This is a genomic window from Raineyella fluvialis (assembly GCF_009646095.1).
In the GTDB taxonomy this organism is placed as follows: domain Bacteria; phylum Actinomycetota; class Actinomycetes; order Propionibacteriales; family Propionibacteriaceae; genus Raineyella; species Raineyella fluvialis.
The window spans coordinates 457,448-474,976 of sequence record NZ_CP045725.1; the positions used below are offsets into that span (position 1 = coordinate 457,448).

A 17,529-nucleotide genomic window follows, 5' to 3' on the forward strand; every position below is an offset into this window, starting at 1 on the left:
GTGGGGTGAACGGCGGGGCCAGGACGTGGCTTCCCTGTCCGCTGGCCATCGGTGGAGCGTCGAACGACAGCGCGCCCACGGCGATACCTCAGGCCTGGCTCCTACGGTGGATTCATGGACGTCACCCTGTTCGTCAAGGCGCTGGGCGGGTTCTTCGCGATCATGAACCCGTTCGTCGCGCTGCCCATGTTCCTGGCGCTGACCGCCGCCGACAGTCCATCCCAGCAGCGCCGGACCGGAGTCCGGGTGGTGCTCTACAGCCTGGTGATGAGCGCCGTCGTGATGGCCGCCGGCTCGGCGATCCTGTCGTTCTTCGGCATCACGGTGAATGATTTCCGGGTCGCCGGGGGCATCGTGCTGATGACCATCAGCCTCGGCATGCTGCACGGCGGCAGCTCGGCCCACGAGGGCTCCAACAGCGAGAAGGCCGAGATGCGAAGCCGGCGGCCGTCCGCGATGGCGGCGGCCCATTCCGCGACGGGAACGCCCTCGACATCGGGCACAGCCACAGCCGGCTCCGACGGCACTACAGCGGCCGATGCCAGCGGCCAGACAACCGAGGGCGACGCCGACATCTCGTTCTATCCACTGACGTTCCCGATGATGTTGGGACCCGGCACGATCACATCGATCATCGTGTTCACCGGTCAGGCCGGAGGCATCGGCGGCATGGTGTCCGTCGCGGTCGCGCTGCTCGTGGTGCTCGCCGCGCTCTTCGTCGTCCTCTGGTTCGCCCCGGCGATCGGCAGGCGGATGTCGGAGACGCTCCGCACGGTGATGACCCGCCTGATGGGCATGATCCTGGCCGCCATCAGCGTCGCGATGATCATCGCCGGCCTCCAGCAGCTCATCCCCGCCCTGCGCTGAGGCGCATCCGCCGCAGCCCATGCCATGGAGTGACCGGCCATAGGTTTGCCCTATGGTCGCTCAGTCGTACCCTGCCTGCGCCACGGTTCAGCCCCTGGCGGCGTGCCGACGGACCGCATCGCTCGGCTCAGAGCCGCCCGTGTGGCCCACGCCGCCCCACCACCATCGCCCACACCAGCGGCAGGACCGACAGACCCATCAGCCACCGGCCGAGCATCGGGTCGGTCCCCATCACCAGGGCCCCGGCGACCAGCACGGCCGCGAAGACGAGGATCCCGTTGGTGCGGTTGATGGTCCGCTCGAGCCGGCGCACCTGCCGGGTCAGCAGCGGCGTCTGGAGGCTCAGTTCGCCGCGTTCGGCCATCGTGAGGACGCGATCCGTACGCCCCGGCAGGCCCAGCGCCAGCGTGAAGATCTTGCCCGCCTCGGCGAGCACCGTCTGGGCGGCCGAGCCACCCTCCGCCGCCACGAGCTCACTGGCGTACGGAGTGATGGTCTCCCAGATGTTGAAGTCGGGATCCAGCCCCGTACACATCCCCGACAGGATCCCGATCGAGCGCCCCAGCATCAGCAGGTTCTCCGGCAGCTGGAAGGGCAGGTCGAGCATCAGCTCACGGAACTGCAGGCCGAACCGCATCATCTCCGCGTGGTCGATCCCGCGCAACTGGTTCATGCTCATCCCGCCGAAGCGTTCGAAGACCTGCAGCGTCGCACGTTCGATCAGTGGCAGGTCCGCGCCGGGCAGCAGTACGTCGAGGGTCTGCATGCTGTGCACCAGACGAGCGCCGTCCCGCGTCCCGACGGCGATGAGCGCCTCGGTCAGTCCCTCCCGCAGGGCGTCGGGCACGTGGCCGACCATTCCGAAGTCGACGAACGTCAGCGTCCAGTCCGGCTCCCCCGCCACTGCGTACGGTCGCGGGGTGACGAACAGGTTGCCCGGGTGCGGGTCGGCGTGGAAAAACCCGTCGACGAAGATCTGCTGCAAGTAGGTGTCGGCCAGTACGGTGGCCACCTCGCCGCGCTCGATGCCGGCGGCGGTGATGGCGTCGTGGTCGCCGATCCGGATCGCGCTGACGTCCTCGAGGGTGAGCACGCGGCGGGCCGTGAGTTCCCAGACCACCCGGGGCACTGACACCTGGGGGTGCTCGGCGAAGTTGGCGGCGAACGTCTCGGCGTTGCTCGCCTCCGCCAGGTAGTCGACCTCCGCCAGCGTGGTAGTGGCGAACTCCTCGACCAGCCCTCGTACGTCGGTCCGGGAGGCGACCGGCCTGTAGTGCGTCAGCCATCCCGCCACGCGCCGCAGCGCGGACAGATCGACCTCGATCACCCGCTGGATGTGCGGGCGCTGGACCTTGACGACGACGTCACCGAAGCCCAGCTCGGCGGCGTCGGCCTCTTTCAGCCGCGCCCGGTGCACCTGGCCCAGCGAGGCCGCGGCGAGCGGCTCCTCGTCGAACCAGGCGTAGTGCTCCGCGAGCGGCAGCGGGAGCTCGGCCGAGGCCACCTCGCGGATGGCCGCGAAGTCCTCGGCCGGCACCTGGTCCTGCAACCCGGACAGTTCCTGGGTGATCTCGACCGGCAGGACGTCCAGGCGGGCGGACAGGAACTGGCCGACCTTGATCATCAGGCCACCCATGGCGATGGCGAGCAGCCGGAACCGCGCGGCTGTCCGGGCGTTGCGCCGGGTCCTCGTACGATCCGCGAGCCGCCCCAGCCCGAGCCGCCGCACGACGATCTCCCACCAGATGAAGCTCGCCGTCACCCGGGCGAAGAACCACACGATGCGCCGATAACGGGCGCGCAGGACCGACTCCTTCATGCGACCTCCGGACGTGGCGGGACAGGACTGGGCGCGGGCGTCGGTCAGTCCTGGGAGAGGATGCCGTAGAGCTGCTTGCGCGCGGACTCCATGATCTCCTGTGCGGCGGCCCGCTGGGCCTCCGACCCGGTGGTGCCGACCTGGAAGACGGCCTGGGCCAGGTGTGCGGCGGCCTGGCGGTACTCGTTCAGCGCGGCGGCCGGGGATCCACCGAGCGGGCCGGTGTCCTCCCACGGAGCCCGCTTGCCCTCGTACTCGGCGGCGGCCGTCCGACCGGCGTCGGTCAGGTGGTAGACCTTCTTGCCTCCCGACTCCTCCGCGTCGACGAGTCCCTCGTCGGCCAGCATCTGCAGGGTCGGGTACACCGAGCCCGCGCTGGCCTTCCAGGCACCCTCGCTGCGGTCGGAGAGCTCGCGGATGATCTGGTAGCCGTGCATCGGCTCTTCCGCCAGCAGGCGCAGGATGGCCGAACGGACGTCGCCGCGGCGGCGGGCGCGACCGGCGCCGGGGAAGGAACCCGGACCCGGGCCGGCGAACCCCTCCCAGCGAGCGGCCATGTCGAAGAGAGGCTGGAAGCCGGGGCCCTTGGGGCCGGGGTGATGATGGCGATACATGACGTTCCCCTTTGATCGCGTCGCGACATATCGCGACCTGTCGTTACCGCCAGGGTAGATCGCCGGGCAAGGACACGGAAGGGCCGACCCGAGCACGGGCCGGCCCTCGCGACGACGGCGTCGCTCACGCGGTGACCGTCTGCAGGTCGTACTCCTCGGCCCTCTCCACCAGGGTGCTGCGGAGGAAGTCCGCCGCCGCGAGACGCTGCTCCACGCACCGGAACACCGCGCCGGAGAGCAGGAACGCGTCGTGGGTCATCCCGTCGAAGCGCTCCACGCTCGTCTCCACCCCTGCGGCGAGGAGCTGTTCGGCGAACTGCTCGGCCTCGTCGCGCAGCGTGTCGTACTCACTGGCGAGGATCAGGGTCGGCGGCAGACCGGTCAGGTCGGCGGCGTCGAGGGCGAGCCGCGGGTCGGCCACCTCCTCGGGACCGTTGAGGTACTGCGCGCCGAACCACGCCAGGTCGGCCAGTTCGATCACGTACCCCTCGGCGTACTCCCGCCGCGATGCGGTGTCGGCGACAGGGTTGATCAGGGGGTTCACCAGCAACAGGGCCGACAGCTCCGGTCCTTCCTGCTGCGCCCGGATCGCCGCGGCAGCCGCGAGCAGCCCACCGGCGGAGTCACCGGCGATCCCGAGCCGGCCGGGGTCGCCCCCGTACGCCTCGATGTTGGCCGCGGTCCAGGCGAGGGCGGCGTACGCGTCGTCGTGGGCGGCCGGGAAGCGATGTTCGGGAGCGCGACGATAGGTCGGGGCGACCACCATGACACCCGCCCGCGAGGCCAGGTCACGGGCCGGCTCGTCGACCACCTCAATGCTGCCGGTGACAAAGCCGCCGCCGTGCACGTAGACCAGCACCGGGAACGGTCCCTCGCCCTCGGGCACGAAGATCCGCAAGTGCTGCTCGGGATCAGCGCCGTACGACCGGTCGATCACCGCCCCGACCTCCTTGCGCGGCGCCTGCAGGTCCACGAAGCCCTCGACGGCGGCGCGGCTGCCCTCCACACCGGCGTTCGGGAAGCCGGTGAAGCCCTGCGCCCGCAGCGCCTCCACGATGAACATCAGGCAGGGGTCGAGCGCCGGCGAGGAGGTGGCGGCCGCCAGCCCTGCGCTCGTGGCGGCGAAGGCGAAGCCGCGGTAGTCGTTGCGCTGCACGTTGTCACAGATGGCCCGGTAGCGCGGGGCGCCACCGAGGTAGACCAGCACCCGGCGGGGCTTGCCCGGGATGTTGGCACCCATGTACCAGGACGAGGCGGACTCGGGGAGCAGGGTGAACTCGCACAGCGCGTTCGTCTCCGCCACCCACTGCTCCTGGGCCTGCGCGGTGGCCTCCATCACGGCGTGCCCATGCTCCTTCATGTACGCGATCGCGTCGCCGATGAAGTCGATGTGGTCCTCGATGGCCAGCGGCATGTTGTAGAGCACCGAGGGGCTCTGCGGACCGGTCACGGCGAAGAAGTTCGGGAAGCCGGCCATCGTCAGCCCGAGGTAGGTCTGCGGGCCGTCAGCCCACTCGTCGGCCAGCGTCACCCCGCCGCGGCCGGTGACGTTCATCGCGAGCAGCGGTCCGGTGCAGGCGTCGAAGCCGGTCGCGAGGATCAGTACGTCGAACGCGTACTCGGTGCCGTCGGACAGCCGCAGGCCGGTGGGTGTGACGGCCGCGATCGGGTTCGACTTCACGTCCACCAGGTGGGTGGACGGGCGGTTGTACGCCTCGTAGTAGTCGATCTCCAGCGGCGGGCGCTTGGTGCCGTACGGGTAGTCGGTCGGCGAGAGCAGCTCGGCCGTCGCCGGGTCGACCACGCGCTGCCGGATCTTCTCGCGGATGTAGTCCGCGGCGGTGTCGTTCGCCTCCTTGTTGCTCAGGATGTCCCCGAAGGAGTCGATGAAGAAGCGGAAGCCGCCCTTGTTCCACCGATCGTCGAAGACTTCCCGGCGCTCCTCGGGCGAGGCCGCCAGCGCGGACGGCTGGACGTCGGCGTACGGGACGCCGAGGAAGTGGTTCCGCGAGGCCTGGCGCAGCTCGGCGTAGCGCGCCTTGTCCGCCGCCTCTTCGACGGGGTCGGTCGGGTGGTTGCCGATCGGGGTGGCGTAGTTGGGGGTGCGCTGGAAGACGAAGAGTTCCTCGGCGAGCTTGCTGATCGTGCTGATCGCCTGGATGCCCGACGAACCGACGCCGATGATGCCGATGCGCTTGCCCGCCAGGTCGTGGTCCTCGCGCCAGTTACCGGTCAGCAGCACCTCGCCCGCGAAGTTCTCGATGCCGGGGAACTCGGGGGTCTTCGGCACCGAGAGGGTGCCCGCGCCGGAGACGAACCAGCGGGCGGTGTGCGTCTCGCCCTTGTCGGTGGTGACGCGCCAGTGACTGGCCTCCTCGTCCCAACTCACCGCGACCACGCGGGTGCCGAACCGGAAGCTGCGCCGGACGTCGTAGCGGTCGGCGCAGTGGTTGAGGTAGCGCAGGATCTCCGGCTGGGCGGCGAACTTCTCGGTCCAGTGCCACTCCTGCTGCAACTGCGGGTCGAAGGAGTAGGAGTAGTGCACGCTCTCGATGTCGACCCGCGCACCCGGGTAGCGGTTCCAGTACCAGGTGCCGCCGACGTCGTCGGCGGCGTCGAAGCCGAGGACGTCCAGCCCCATCTGGTCGCGGAACGTGTGGACGCCGTAAATACCGGCGAAGCCGGCCCCGACGATGATGACGTCGTGGTCGGCGCTTGCGGTGCGCCCGGAGGCGGTGGTACGGCCGGTGGCCTGGCGATCGGTCATGTGGGTGGTCCCTTTCTTCGGCTCGACGACTCTGTCGATGTGACCAGCCTCACGCCCGGGTATGGCCCCGCACACGCGTAGAACTACGCCATCACCCCGGCACGGCTACGTGTCCGCCGGCAGCGTGCCCGTCGTCCCGGCGCTCGGGTGGTCGCGGTGCCAGGCCGGCACCTCGGCGCGGGAGGACAGGCCCAGCTTGGTGAGGATCCGCTGGACGTGGCCCTCCACCGTCCGGGGGACACGACGAGGTCCTCGGCGATCGCCTTGTTGCTCTGGCCCTCCAGCAGGCGCCGATAGACCTCGTTCTCCCGTGGGGAGAGCCCCGCGATCGCCACCGGAGCGGCCGTGGGATCCGCGTCGCCCGCCAGCAGGTCGAGACCCAAGCGCACCGCGGCGAGCTTGCTCGAGGCGGGACGCCGGTCGTCGGGGCGTACGGCGGGGGTCCAGCGTGCGGCTTCCGCGGCCAAGTGGGGGCCGAACGCCTCGACCCGGGTGCCGAGCAGCGCCCACACCTGCTCGGCGGCCGCCGCGGCCCGGCCGGCTTCGTCGGGACGGGCCTGCTTGCCGCGGATCCACGCGATCAGCAGCAGGACGAGCGCGATGCAGATGCCGTCCTCGAAGGACCGCTGGATCCGCAGGGCCTCCGCGGCCGCCTGCTCGGCGCGGTCGAACCGGCCCAGGTGCCACTCGCACACACCGGTGACCCATTCCGCGTAGGCCCGGTCCCACAGCTCGCCGCGCGGCAGGCCGATCGCCATCTCGCGTCGGCAGGTGTCCAGTGCCTCCCCGTGGCGTCCGAGGTAGGTCTGCGCCATCGCCAACTGGAACAGCGCGGTCTGTGCGGCCGCCTGTTCGCCGGCGTCGAGGAAGACGGGGATGCAGCGCAGGTAGCCGGCGACGGCCTGCTCCAACTCGCCGCCGAACATCTGCAGCAGGGCACCGTACGAGTCGAGGTAGGCGTGCAGCACCGGATCGGCCGCCCGAGCGGCGAGGTCCTGGGCCTCGGTCAGGTGGCGGGCCGCCACGTCCCGATCGCCCTGGATCAGGCACACCCAGGAGGCCACCGCCAGGACGTGACCCCGGCGGGCGGGCGACAGGCCCGCCAGGCCCAGGATCCGGTCGGCCCAGCGCCGGCCGTCGCTCAGCTGACCGCCCGCGATCCAGTGGTAGCGCAGCAGGCTGAACAGCTCCGCCGCCGCGTCGACCATCGCAGGGCGCGCCAGGGCCCACGCGAAGGCCGCCAGCAGTGTCGGGTGTTCGAGTCGCCAGATCGCCAGAGACTCCGCCTGCTCCGGACCGCACCAGTCCTCGACCATCTCCCGGCTGCGGGTCATGCAGAAGTCGAGGAGGTAGGCCATCGTCGCCTCGGTCTCGCCGCGCTGCGCCAGCAACGCCGCACCGTAGTCGCGCAGCGTGGCGAGCTGCCGGTAGCGGACCTGCTCACCGACCCGCTCCACCACGACGATCGACCGTTCCACCAGCCCGGCCAGCACGTCGAGCACCCGCTCCCGGGCCAGGTCGCCGTAGGCGCCCACCGCCTCCACGGCTTCGAGTCGGAACGACCCGGGAAAAACCGACAGTCGCGCCCACAGCGTCCGCTCCTCGTCGGAGCAGCGCTCGTAGCTCCAGTCGACCAGGGCACGCAGCGTCCGGTGCCGCTCGGGCCCCTGCGCGCTGCCGCCGGTGAGGACGGCGAACCGGTCGTCGAGACGCCGGTTCAGGTCGGCGACGGACAGCACCCTCAGTCGCAGCGCCGCCAGCTCGATCGCCAGCGGGATGCCATCGAGCCGGCGGCACAGGTGCCGTACGTCGTCGACGGAGGCCGCGGTGACCGTGAACTCCGGCACCAGCTGCCGGGCCCGGTCGACGAGCAGGCGGACGGACGGTGACCCCAGCAGCTCGTCCACCCCGCCGCTGTCGTCCGGCACCGCGAGCGGTGCCAGGTCGTAGAGGCACTCCCCCGGCACGTCAAGTCGTACGGTGCTGGTGGCGAGCACCGCCACGTTCGGGCAGGCGCGCAGCACGGCGACGACGAGGTCTCGGACCGCGTCGCGGACATGTTCGCAGTTGTCGACGTAGAGCACCTGGGCGCGCTCGCCCAGGTGGCCGATCACCTGGTCCTGGGCGGATCGCGCGGACTGCTCCGCCACGCGCAGGACGCGGGCGACCAAGGCTGCCACCTCGTCACCGTCGCTGATCGTCGCGAGATCGATCGCGGCGATCGGGCGGCTCTCCCCCAGCAGGACCTGGCCGGCCAGGCTGGTCTTGCCCAGGCCGCCGGGCCCACTGATCGTCACGAGGCGATGTCCGGCGAGGAGGTCGGCGACCGCGCGTACGTCCGACTCCCGCCCGACGAAGCTCGTCAGCCGCGGGGCGAGCAACTCGGTCATGGACGACAGTCTTGCGGAACGGTCACGTCCCGAGCGCGAACTTCTGCAGATCGAGGCCGACCGTGGCCTTGCCCAGCGTGTAGCCGCCGGTCGCGTACCGCGGAGGCGAACACCGACGCCCGAGTCCGAAGCGCCTGCCGCCCCCTTCGGGTCCCTGCCACCATGGAGTCCAGCAGCACCCGCTGAGGAGCGACCGATGTCGGATCAGACGCAGCAGCACACGAAGCCCGGAGCAGATCCCTGGGCAGTGCGGTACGAGGGCTACGACCCCGACGACGAGGGCCGCCGGGAGTCACTGTGCACCGTGGGCAACGGATACCTGGCGACCCGCGGGGCCGCCGCGGAGTCCGTCGCCGACGGCATCCACTATCCGGGGACGTACGGCGCCGGGATCTACAACCGGCTCGAGGACCGGATCGACGACCGGGTCGTCGAGAACGAGAGCCTGGTGAACCTGCCGAACTGGTTGTCGACGAGCTTCCGGATCGAGGGCGGCCCGTGGTTCGACCTCGCCGCGGTCGAGATCCTCGACTACCAGCAGAAGCTCGATCTGCGCCGTGCCGTCCTCACCCGTCGGTTCCGGGTCCGTGACGAGGCGGGCCACACCACCGCCATCATCGAACGCCGCCTCGTGAGCATGGACGACAAGCACGCCTGCGCGCTGGAGGTCACGTACGTTCCGGAGGACTGGTCCGGCCGCCTCGAGATCCGCTCGGTGCTGGACGGCACCGTCACCAACGCACTGGTCGAGCGCTACCGGGCCCTGTCCGGGGATCACCTCGATCTCCTCCGCACCGCCGAGCTCTCCCCCGACTCCGTGCTGCTGGAGATGGTCACCAACCAGTCCGGCATCCGGGTGGCGATGGCCGCCCGGATCGAGGTCTGGGGCAACGGTTATCGCGTCGGGACCGAGCGCCACCTCGTGGAGGAGGGCGAGGTCGTCGGCTACCAGCTGGCCCTCGAGGCGCGGCAATCGGTGCCGGTGACGCTGGAGAAGATCGTCACGGTGTTCACCAGCCGGGACCAGGCCGTCTCCGAGCCCGCGGCGGAAGCCGCCACCTGGCTGCCTCGGCTCAGTCGGTTCGATGACCTCCTGGAACGCCACGTGCTGGTGTGGGCACACCTGTGGGAACGCTTCCACCTCGACCTGGCCGACGACGGCCCGGTGACACAGATCCTGCGGCTGCACCTGCTGCACCTGTTGCAGTCGGTCTCCCCCAACTCCGTCGATCTCGACGTCGGGGTGCCGGCCCGCGGCCTGCACGGCGAGGCCTACCGCGGCCACATCTTCTGGGACGAGCTGTTCATCTTCCCGGTGCTCAACCTCCGGCTTCCGCTGCTGACCCGGTCCCTGCTGCGGTACCGCTACCGCCGCCTGCCGGAGGCCCGGGTGGCCGCCCACCAGGCCGGCTATGCCGGTGCGATGTTCCCGTGGCAGTCCGGCAGCGACGGGCGGGAGGAGAACCAGCGCCTGCACCTCAATCCGATCTCCGGGCGGTGGCTGCCCGATCCCACCCTGCGCCAGCGGCACGTGGGGATCGCCATCGCCTACAACGTGTGGCAGTACTACCAGGTCACCGGCGACCGGGAGTTCCTCGTCCACTACGGGGCGGAGATGCTGCTGGAGATCGCGCGCTTCTGGGCCAGCATCGCCAGCTACGACCGGGCACGAGGCCGCTACGTCATCCGCGGGGTGATGGGACCCGACGAGTTCCACACCGGCTATCCGGGTCACGAGCAGGACGGCATCGACAACAACGCGTACACCAACGTGATGGCCTCCTGGGTGCTGCGGAAGGGACTGGAGACCCTGCGTCTGCTGCCGGCGCAGGAACGCCACGAGCTGGTGGAGCGTCTGGCGCTGCGACGCGAGGAGCTCCAGCGGTGGGAGGAGGTGGCGCGCCGGCTCTACGTGCCCTTCCACGACGGTGTCATCAGCCAGTTCGAGGGCTACGAGGACCTCGAGGAGTTCGACTGGGAGGGCTACCGGCACAAGTACGCAGACATCCAGCGTCTGGATCGCATCCTCGAGGCGGAGAACGACTCGGTGAACCGCTACAAGGTGTCGAAACAGGCCGATGCCCTGATGCTCTTCTACCTGCTCTCGGCCGACGAACTCCGGGAGCTCCTCGGACACCTCGGCTACCGGCTCGCCCCCGAGGACATCCCCCGGACGATCCACTACTACCTCGATCGGACCTCGCACGGGTCCACTTTGTCGGCCGTCGTCCACGGCTGGGTGCTGGCCCGCTCCGAGCGTCTGCGGGCCCTGGAGTTCGTGGGCCAGGCACTCGAGTCCGACGTGGCCGATCTCCAGGGCGGCACGACGCGCGAAGGCATCCACCTCGCCTCGATGGCCGGCAGCGTCGATCTCCTCCAGCGCTGCTTCTCCGGGCTGGAGCTGCGGCAGGACCAGCTGCACCTCACCCCGTTCTGGCCCGAGTCCCTCGGCACGATGGAGTTCACCATCCGTTACCGGGAGCACCCCCTGACCGTACGGGTCCGCGGGAGCTGTGCGGAGGTCCTGGCGGGCCCCGGCAGGCAGCGACCGATCGAGGTGGTCTGCCGCGGGCAGGTCGCCGAAGTCGCGCCGGGAGCACGGGTCAGCTTCCCGCTGTGATCGGGACCGGCGTCAGCCTCCCGCCCCGACCTCCTGGCCCTGTTCCACCACCGCCTGGGTGGCCATCTCGTGGCGACGCCGCATGGTCCGCCGGCCCAGCCACCGGGAGACGCCGAGGATCGCGATCAGCAGGACACCCCAGGCGAAGTCGGAGGCGAAGGACGCTCCGCTCCAGCCGCCGAGCACCATGTTCAGCCCGGTCTGCAGTTCCTGCGCGGCGATGGCCGCCAGGATCACCATCCCGATCCGGCCGGAGCCGCCGTACGGGTTCATGCCGGCGATGACGGCGATCAGCAGCGCCTGGGTCAGGTAGGACGACCCGAACGAGACGTTCGCCGCGTTCACCCCCGAGAAGAGCAGCAGTCCGGCGACGGCGGCCAGCAGGCCCGAGATCACGTACGTGACGACCTGGTCGCGCTCGACGGACATCCGGGCGAACCGGGCCACCTTTGTGGACTCACCGATCGCGTAGAGCCGGAAGCCGAGCTTGGTGCGCTGGGTGAGCACCAGAAGCAGCGCCACCGCGATCAGGAAGACCCAGAACGACAGCGGGAGGAGGACGAGGGTCTTCGTCGACACCCAACCCAGCGTGCCCTGGCCGAAGACGGTGCTGCCCTTCGTGATGCCGGTGAAGATGCCCAGGAAGACCGCTGACGTGCCCAGCGTCGTGGGGATCGGATGCACCCGCAGCACCGCGATCGCCACGCCGTTGGCGAGGCCCGCGACGGCGCCGACCAGCAGGCCGAGCAGCAGCGCGACGGACGTGGCGCCAGCGGGCCCCATCGATCCGGCCAGCGTGTTCATCGTCAGCGCGGCGACGATCGCGGAGCCGTTCGCCACATTCACGCACGAGAGGTCGATCCCCCGATCAGGAAGGTGATCGCGATGCACAACGCCAGGAGTCCCAGCGGCGCGATCTGCACCGCCATCGACTGGAGGTTGGTGATCGTCGGGAAGATGTGCGGCGCGAGGGCGCTGAGCAGGACGGTGAGCACCACCACCAGGCCGACCAGCGACCAGATGTGGGCCTTCGGGCCGAAGCGGGATTCCATCAGTCCGCCACCACCATTCCGCGCTTGATCCTCTGGCGCCGGTCCCTGACTGCGGGCATCACCACGCCGAAGAGCAGGAAGGCACCGACGAAGACCTGTTGCCACGCCGACGGGATGCCGACCAGCACGAGCGAGTTGCCCACGATCGTGATCAGCAGTACGCCCAGGACGGTGCCGAGCACCGTGCCGCGCCCGCCGGTGACGTTGGCCCCGCCCAGCACCACGGCGGCGAGGACGGACATCTCGAAGCCGACCAGGGTCGAGGGGTCGGCGGCTCGGTTCATCGAGGCGTAGTAGATGCCGGCCAGCCCCGCCAGCAGGCCGGACAGCACGAAGGCGGAGATCCGCACCCGGTCGGGTCGTACGCCCATCCGCTCGGCCGCCTCCTGGTTGTCACCGATGGCGTAGAGGTAGCGCCCCCACCAGCTGTGCGTCAGGACGATGCCGAGCACGACCGCCAGCACGAGCCAGACCAGCACGGCCATGTTCAGTGACGCGGTACGTCCTCCGGTCTCCACGGAGATGAGGGAGGCCTGCCCGAACTCGGCCATGTGCGCGGGGAGCACGCGGATGCGTTCGGTGCCGACGAAGGCCAGCAGACCACCACGGTAGAGGGTCAGCGTGCCGATGGTGACGATCAGCGCCGGCAGCTTCAGCCAGGCCACCAGGACGCCGTTGACGAGACCCAGGAACGCCCCGATCAGGCAGCCCACCAGGATCGCCACCAGGACGGTCCCCTGGAAGTTCACGGCATTGAGCGTGACGGTGGTGAGGTACATCGCCACCACGGCGGTCGCCGAGATCGAGATGTCGATGCCGTTGGTGACCAGGACCGTCATCACGCCCAACGCCATCAGCCCCAGCACCACGGCACTGCGGGCGATGCCGAAGACGTGGGCGGGCAGCAGGAAGCTCGGGTTGAGGGCGGCGAAGATGATGATCGTCACGACGATGACCCCGACCAGCAGGGATTCCCGTCGCGCCAGCAGAGACTTCACGATGCCGCCACCCCGCTCTGGTTGATGTCGATCACGCGTTCCTCGGTCAGTTCGGTCGCGGGATGGGTGGCCACCAGTCGGCCGTCGACGACGAACGCGACGTCGTCGCTGACCGACAGCACCTCGGCGGGCTCATCGGAGACCAACAGCACGGCCGCGCCGTCGTCCGCCACGGACCTGATCAGGTCGTGGATCGCCGCCCGGGAGCCGACGTCGACGCCGACGGTCGGGTTGTTGAAGATCACGACCACCGGCGCGGGCGCGAACGAGCGGGCCAGCAGCACCCGCTGCTGGTTGCCTCCCGACAGCGAGCTGACCGGCGCTTCGACGGTGGGGGTCTTGATGGCCAGGCGACCGCGCCAGGTGTCGGCCAGCTCCCGTTGCCGCGACGGGCTCTGCAATCCCGCCCTGCCCGCGTCTCCCGCAGGTCGTTCGGGATCACGTTCTCGGCGATCGACCAGTCGAGGAACAGCCCCTCGGTGAGCCGGTCGTCCGGCACGTACTGCAGTTCCGGGCGGCCGCGCATCGAGTCGACCCTTTCGCCCCGGAAGCGGATCTCGCCGCTGTCGACCGGGATCAGGCCGGCGATCGCCAGCCCGATCGACGTCTTGCCGCAACCGACGAGCCCGGAGAGGCCGAGGACCCGGCCGACGTGGAGGTCGAGGGAGACATCGGCGAAGGTGTCACCGAGGGAGATGCCGCGGGCGGCCAGGACCGGCCGTCCGGTCGGCTCGGGGACGTGCGCGCGCCGGACGTTGACCACGTGGCTGCCGGTCATCAGGTAGCTGATCCGATCGGTGTCGAAGTCGCTCGCCCGGCCGGTGGCGATGAGGGCGCCGTCGCGGATCACCGACACGTCGTCGGCGATCTCGACGACCTCCCGCAGCTTGTGCGAGATGAAGATGAAGGACACGCCGGTGGCGGCGAGGTTGCGCACCGAGGAGAGCAGGGAGTCGATCTCGTCCTGGGTGAGGGCGGCGGTCGGCTCATCCATCAGGATGATGTCGCCCTCGCTGGAGACGGCTCGGGCGATGGCGACCAGTTGGCGCTCAGCCGTGGACAGGTCGCCGAGCCGGATGTCCGGGTCGATCCGGCTGCCCAACCGACCCAGCGCCTCCTCCGCCGCCGCCCGGGCCCGCTGGCGCGGGACGCGCCCCAGGACGGATCTGCCGCCCTCGAACCCGATGTTCTCGGCCACCGTCATGTTCGGGAACAGGGCCAGGTCCTGGTAGATCACCCGCACGCCGTGCTCGATCGCGACGCGCGGAGTGAGGTGGGTCAGTTCGACGCCGTCGATCCACACCGACCCGGAGTCGGGGGCGTACGCGCCGGCGATGATCTTGGTCAGGGTCGACTTGCCCGACCCGTTCTCGCCCACCAGCGCGTGGACGGTGCCCCGCCGCAGGACCAGATCGACGGCGTCCAGCGCCTTCACGCTGCCGAAGGTCTTCGAGATCTGCACGCAGCGGATGGCGGGTGCCGACCCGTCGTCGGCACGGGGGTCCGGTGGGGGTGCAGGGGTACCCTCGGCCGAGCCGGCCGCGGGCACCCCAGCCTCCGCATCGCGATCAGAAGTCATACTCGTTCGCGTTGTCCTTGGTGACGTTGATCCAGGCGTTGTCACCGACGATCACCTTGCCGTCGATGGTGATCTTGCTGTAGCCCTTGGCCTTCAGCGACATTCCCGCCTCGATCTTCTGCTTGTCGAGCAGCATCTTGGCCGCGACGTTCTGGGCGTACGCCGCCATGCCGGGATCCCAGAACTGGATCAGGTCGATCGCCCCGCTCTGCAGGAGGGCCTTGGTGTCCTTCGGCGTCGACGTGCCGCAGACGACGACCTTGTCCTGCAACTTGGCCTCTTCGACGGCCTGCCCGACACCCACCACGTCGGTCGACGCGGAGCCCTGCACACCGGCCAGGTTGGGGAAGGCCGACAGCGCCTCCTGCATCTTCTGGTAGGCCTTCTGCGCGTCGTCGGACGTCTCGATCCGGTCCCCCACCCGCTTCATGTTGGGGAAGTTCGCCTTCTGGTACTCTTCGGCGGCATCCACCCACGCGACGTGCGTCGACGAACTGAGGGAACCCACCATCTGGATGTAATTACCCGTCTGGTTCATCCGCTTGGCGAGTTCCTTCATCAGGTTGATGCCGTAGTCCTTGTTCTGGAAGGCCTCCAGGTCATAGTGGGCGTTCTTGATATTCGGCGCCTCATGGGTGATGACGATGATGCCGGCATCCATGGCCTGCTTGAGCACCTGCTCGACGGCGTCGGGCTGGAAGGGGGTCACCAGCAGGGCCGCCACCTTGGACGCGATCAGGTCCTGGATGACCTTCACCTGGGCATTCGCATCGGCCTGGCTGGACCCCTGGTAGTAGGCGTTGTTGCCGGTGTCCTTGGCGTACTGCTGGACGCCCTGTTCCATCCGGTTGAACCAGGCGATGCCGGTCAGCTTCGGGACGGTGACCATCGCGCCGGCCTTCGAGGCGGCGCTGCCGGAGCTGGAGCTGCTGGCCCCCGGGCTGGCGCCGCTCTGGCCGCCGGTCGTGCCGCAGGCCGAGAGAGCACCGATGGCCGCCACTCCGGCCCCGACATGGATGAACTGGCGACGGCTGAATTGCCTTGACATGGGTAGTGCTTCCTTCCGGGGGGACGGGCCGACGGAGTAGCCGGCTCAGGAGACTGCTGCCTTGATCTGTTCGAGAAGTCGCAGGAATGCGACGGAGCCCGGATCGCGATGACCCACGGAGCGCTCCCCCACCCAGGCGGCGCGACCACGCTGGGACGTCTGGCCGGCCTGCCGCTCCACCACCCGCTCGGCCACCTGCACGGCTCCCGCCGCGAGGGCCGCGGCGTCGGCGGTGTCCGCCTCGTCCAGGTAGGTCGCGACGGCGTCGATGACGTCGACCACGGTCTTGTCGCCGATCTCGGCGCCGCCGCGGGTCCTGATGCGGTCCACCATCACGTGAGCCGCTTGCGCCAGACCGGCCAGGTCGACCGTGTCACCCAGCGCCGACGAGGCCCCGATCAGCCCGCCTCCGACCAGCGCGGCGTACGTCGAGGGATTGGCTGACGAGAACGCGACGCCCGCCGCCTTGAGCACCTCACCCGGCGCGGCGTTGTCCGGCAGGGCGGCGACGGCCTCGTGGGCGGCCTTCGCGCCCGCACCGACTGTGATGCCGAGGTCGCCGTCGCCGAGGGCGGCGTCCAGCTCCCGCAGCTCCTCGCTGTGGCGCGGCATGGCCTCGGTCACCGTCAGGGCCACCGCGCGGAGGGGCCCGGGGGAGGGCACCGTACGGACGCCTCCGCCGGTCGTCTCGCCGGTCGCCTCCTGGGCCGACTCGGCATGCTCGGCGGTCCGGCGGGTTCCGGCGCCGAGCTGGACCGCGCCGCGCTGGAAGAACGGCGACAGGGCCGGCGCGTCGAGCAGCTCGGCCAGTTCGTCGTCGAGCTGGCACAGCGACAGCGAAGCACCCGCCATCTCCAGTGAGGTGGCGAACTCCCCGATGAAGACCGCGCGGACCGTGGCGCCGCGCTCGGTGATGACCTGGTGGACCCGCCGGTAGATGACGTAGAGCTCCTCCAGGGGCGTGGCACCCAGCCCATTCACCAGCACCGCCACCTGGCGGCCGGCCGAGAGGTCGATCTCCTTCTCGAGCTCGCCGAGGAAGCGATCGGTGATCTGGTCGGCGGTCTCCAGGGGCCCGCGGAACTGGCCGGGCTCGCCATGGATACCGATGCCTATCTCCATCTCGCCCTCGTCGAGGGTGAAGGTCGGTTCGCCCGCGGCCGGCAGGATCGTCGGCGACAGCCCGACACCCATCGTCCGGGTGGCATCGCAGGTGCGCTGAGCGATCTGGGTCACCCGGTCGAGGTCGTACCCCTTCTCCGCTGCGGCACCGGCCGTTTTGTAGGCGAAGAAGAGTCCGGCGACACCGCGGCGGGTGTCCGCCTTGTCCTGCGGTGCGGAGAGGATGTCGTCGCGTCCCAGCACCGTGGTCGTACGGATCCCCTCGGCCGCCGACAGGTCCGCGGCGATGTCGAAGTTGAAGACGTCACCGCCGTAGTTGCCGTAGAGGTAGAGAACGCCGGCCCCGTCATCCGAGGCGGCGGTGGCGGCGTGGATCTGTTGGGGGACGGAGAGCTGAAGACGTTGCCCACCGCGCAGCCGGAGGCCAGACCGCGGCCGACGTAACCGAGGAAGAGCGGCAGGTGGCCGGAGCCACCCCCGGTGACGATCCCGACGCGGCCGTCGGTTCCCGCATCCGTCCGTACGAGGGCCCGGCGATCGGGATCGACCGCCTTGAGCTGATCGGGGTGGGCCCACAGGATCGCTTCCACCACTTCGTCGACGAAGCGATCCGGATCATTGATGATCTTGCGCACCCTGTTCCCCTTTGAACG

The 17,529-nt window shown here is 69.9% G+C and carries 13 protein-coding genes and 1 pseudogene; 2 read left to right on the plus strand and 12 right to left on the minus strand.

Annotated features, from left to right (window positions below; genetic code table 11):
• Nucleotides 1-114: 114 nt before the first annotated feature.
• Nucleotides 115-867 (plus strand): MarC family protein, encoded by a 753-nt coding sequence (locus tag Rai3103_RS02015; protein WP_153571185.1) that lies wholly within the window; start codon nucleotides 115-117, stop codon nucleotides 865-867.
• Nucleotides 868-994: 127 nt separating this feature from the next.
• Here Rai3103_RS02015 and Rai3103_RS02020 read toward each other — a convergent pair whose 3' ends face one another.
• The 4 genes from Rai3103_RS02020 to Rai3103_RS02035 all read right to left on the minus strand — a co-directional run bounded on the left by Rai3103_RS02020 (nucleotide 995) and on the right by Rai3103_RS02035 (nucleotide 8,457).
• Nucleotides 995-2,686 (minus strand): ABC1 kinase family protein, encoded by a 1,692-nt coding sequence (locus tag Rai3103_RS02020; RefSeq protein WP_153571186.1) that lies wholly within the window; start codon nucleotides 2,684-2,686, stop codon nucleotides 995-997.
• A gap of 44 nt (nucleotides 2,687-2,730) precedes the next feature.
• Nucleotides 2,731-3,300 (minus strand): PadR family transcriptional regulator, encoded by a 570-nt coding sequence (locus tag Rai3103_RS02025; protein ID WP_153571187.1) that lies wholly within the window; start codon nucleotides 3,298-3,300, stop codon nucleotides 2,731-2,733.
• A 124-nt stretch (nucleotides 3,301-3,424) separates the two neighbouring features.
• Nucleotides 3,425-6,067 carry a flavin-containing monooxygenase gene (locus Rai3103_RS02030; RefSeq protein WP_153571188.1) on the minus strand — a complete coding sequence of 881 codons (2,643 nt, stop codon included), beginning with the start codon at nucleotides 6,065-6,067 and terminating at the stop codon, nucleotides 3,425-3,427.
• 83 nt (nucleotides 6,068-6,150) lie between these two features.
• The gene (locus Rai3103_RS02035; RefSeq protein WP_153571189.1) at nucleotides 6,151-8,457 is read right to left on the minus strand and encodes an ATP-binding protein; all 2,307 of its coding nucleotides are present in this window, start codon (nucleotides 8,455-8,457) and stop codon (nucleotides 6,151-6,153) included.
• A gap of 196 nt (nucleotides 8,458-8,653) precedes the next feature.
• Between Rai3103_RS02035 and Rai3103_RS02040 the strand changes: the two genes are divergently transcribed.
• Entirely contained in the window at nucleotides 8,654-11,077 is a 2,424-nt protein-coding gene (locus tag Rai3103_RS02040) for a glycoside hydrolase family 65 protein (RefSeq protein WP_228489088.1), read from the plus strand.
• Between the two features lie 12 nt (nucleotides 11,078-11,089).
• Here Rai3103_RS02040 and Rai3103_RS02045 read toward each other — a convergent pair whose 3' ends face one another.
• The 8 genes and pseudogenes from Rai3103_RS02045 to Rai3103_RS18925 all read right to left on the minus strand — a co-directional run.
• The gene (locus tag Rai3103_RS02045) at nucleotides 11,090-11,917 is read right to left on the minus strand and encodes an ABC transporter permease (RefSeq protein ID WP_194793229.1); all 828 of its coding nucleotides are present in this window, start codon (nucleotides 11,915-11,917) and stop codon (nucleotides 11,090-11,092) included.
• Nucleotides 11,918-11,919: 2 nt separating this feature from the next.
• Complete coding sequence (locus Rai3103_RS16865) at nucleotides 11,920-12,129, minus strand: hypothetical protein (RefSeq protein WP_194793230.1); 210 nt, start codon at nucleotides 12,127-12,129, stop codon at nucleotides 11,920-11,922.
• Nucleotides 12,129-13,127, minus strand: a complete 999-nt coding sequence (locus Rai3103_RS02050; RefSeq protein WP_153571192.1) for an ABC transporter permease — start codon at nucleotides 13,125-13,127, stop codon at nucleotides 12,129-12,131. The genes Rai3103_RS16865 and Rai3103_RS02050 overlap by 1 nt, the downstream gene beginning before the upstream one ends.
• Complete coding sequence (locus Rai3103_RS02055) at nucleotides 13,124-13,411, minus strand: hypothetical protein (RefSeq protein ID WP_153571193.1); 288 nt, start codon at nucleotides 13,409-13,411, stop codon at nucleotides 13,124-13,126. Before Rai3103_RS02055 ends, Rai3103_RS02050 begins: the two co-directional genes overlap by 4 nt.
• Nucleotides 13,369-14,706, minus strand: coding sequence for an ATP-binding cassette domain-containing protein (locus Rai3103_RS02060; protein ID WP_153571194.1), 1,338 nt, complete (start codon nucleotides 14,704-14,706; stop codon nucleotides 13,369-13,371). Before Rai3103_RS02060 ends, Rai3103_RS02055 begins: the two co-directional genes overlap by 43 nt.
• Nucleotides 14,696-15,754, minus strand: a complete 1,059-nt coding sequence (locus Rai3103_RS02065) for an autoinducer 2 ABC transporter substrate-binding protein (RefSeq protein WP_153571195.1) — start codon at nucleotides 15,752-15,754, stop codon at nucleotides 14,696-14,698. The genes Rai3103_RS02060 and Rai3103_RS02065 overlap by 11 nt, the downstream gene beginning before the upstream one ends.
• A 45-nt stretch (nucleotides 15,755-15,799) precedes the next feature.
• Complete coding sequence (locus Rai3103_RS18920; protein WP_422396028.1) at nucleotides 15,800-16,606, minus strand: DAK2 domain-containing protein; 807 nt, start codon at nucleotides 16,604-16,606, stop codon at nucleotides 15,800-15,802.
• A pseudogene (locus Rai3103_RS18925) lies at nucleotides 16,592-17,511 on the minus strand (dihydroxyacetone kinase subunit DhaK); the annotation flags it as partial. The gene Rai3103_RS18920 and the pseudogene Rai3103_RS18925, both read right to left, overlap by 15 nt.
• Nucleotides 17,512-17,529 lie beyond the last annotated feature (18 nt).

What these genes read in the sequence shown, in the direction of transcription:
- Rai3103_RS02015 (WP_153571185.1), top strand. Translation starts at nt 115, where the DNA reads ATGGACGTCACCCTGTTCGTCAAGGCGCTGGGCGGGTTCTTCGCGATC.
- Rai3103_RS02020 (WP_153571186.1), bottom strand. Translation starts at nt 2,686, where the DNA reads ATGAAGGAGTCGGTCCTGCGCGCCCGTTATCGGCGCATCGTGTGGTTC.
- Rai3103_RS02025 (WP_153571187.1), bottom strand. Translation starts at nt 3,300, where the DNA reads ATGTATCGCCATCATCACCCCGGCCCCAAGGGCCCCGGCTTCCAGCCT.
- Rai3103_RS02030 (WP_153571188.1), bottom strand. Translation starts at nt 6,067, where the DNA reads ATGACCGATCGCCAGGCCACCGGCCGTACCACCGCCTCCGGGCGCACC.
- Rai3103_RS02035 (WP_153571189.1), bottom strand. Translation starts at nt 8,457, where the DNA reads ATGACCGAGTTGCTCGCCCCGCGGCTGACGAGCTTCGTCGGGCGGGAG.
- Rai3103_RS02040 (WP_228489088.1), top strand. Translation starts at nt 8,654, where the DNA reads ATGTCGGATCAGACGCAGCAGCACACGAAGCCCGGAGCAGATCCCTGG.
- Rai3103_RS16865 (WP_194793230.1), bottom strand. Translation starts at nt 12,129, where the DNA reads ATGGAATCCCGCTTCGGCCCGAAGGCCCACATCTGGTCGCTGGTCGGC.
- Rai3103_RS02060 (WP_153571194.1), bottom strand. Translation starts at nt 14,706, where the DNA reads ATGACTTCTGATCGCGATGCGGAGGCTGGGGTGCCCGCGGCCGGCTCG.
- Rai3103_RS02065 (WP_153571195.1), bottom strand. Translation starts at nt 15,754, where the DNA reads ATGTCAAGGCAATTCAGCCGTCGCCAGTTCATCCATGTCGGGGCCGGA.
- Rai3103_RS18920 (WP_422396028.1), bottom strand. Translation starts at nt 16,606, where the DNA reads ATGGCGGGTGCTTCGCTGTCGCTGTGCCAGCTCGACGACGAACTGGCC.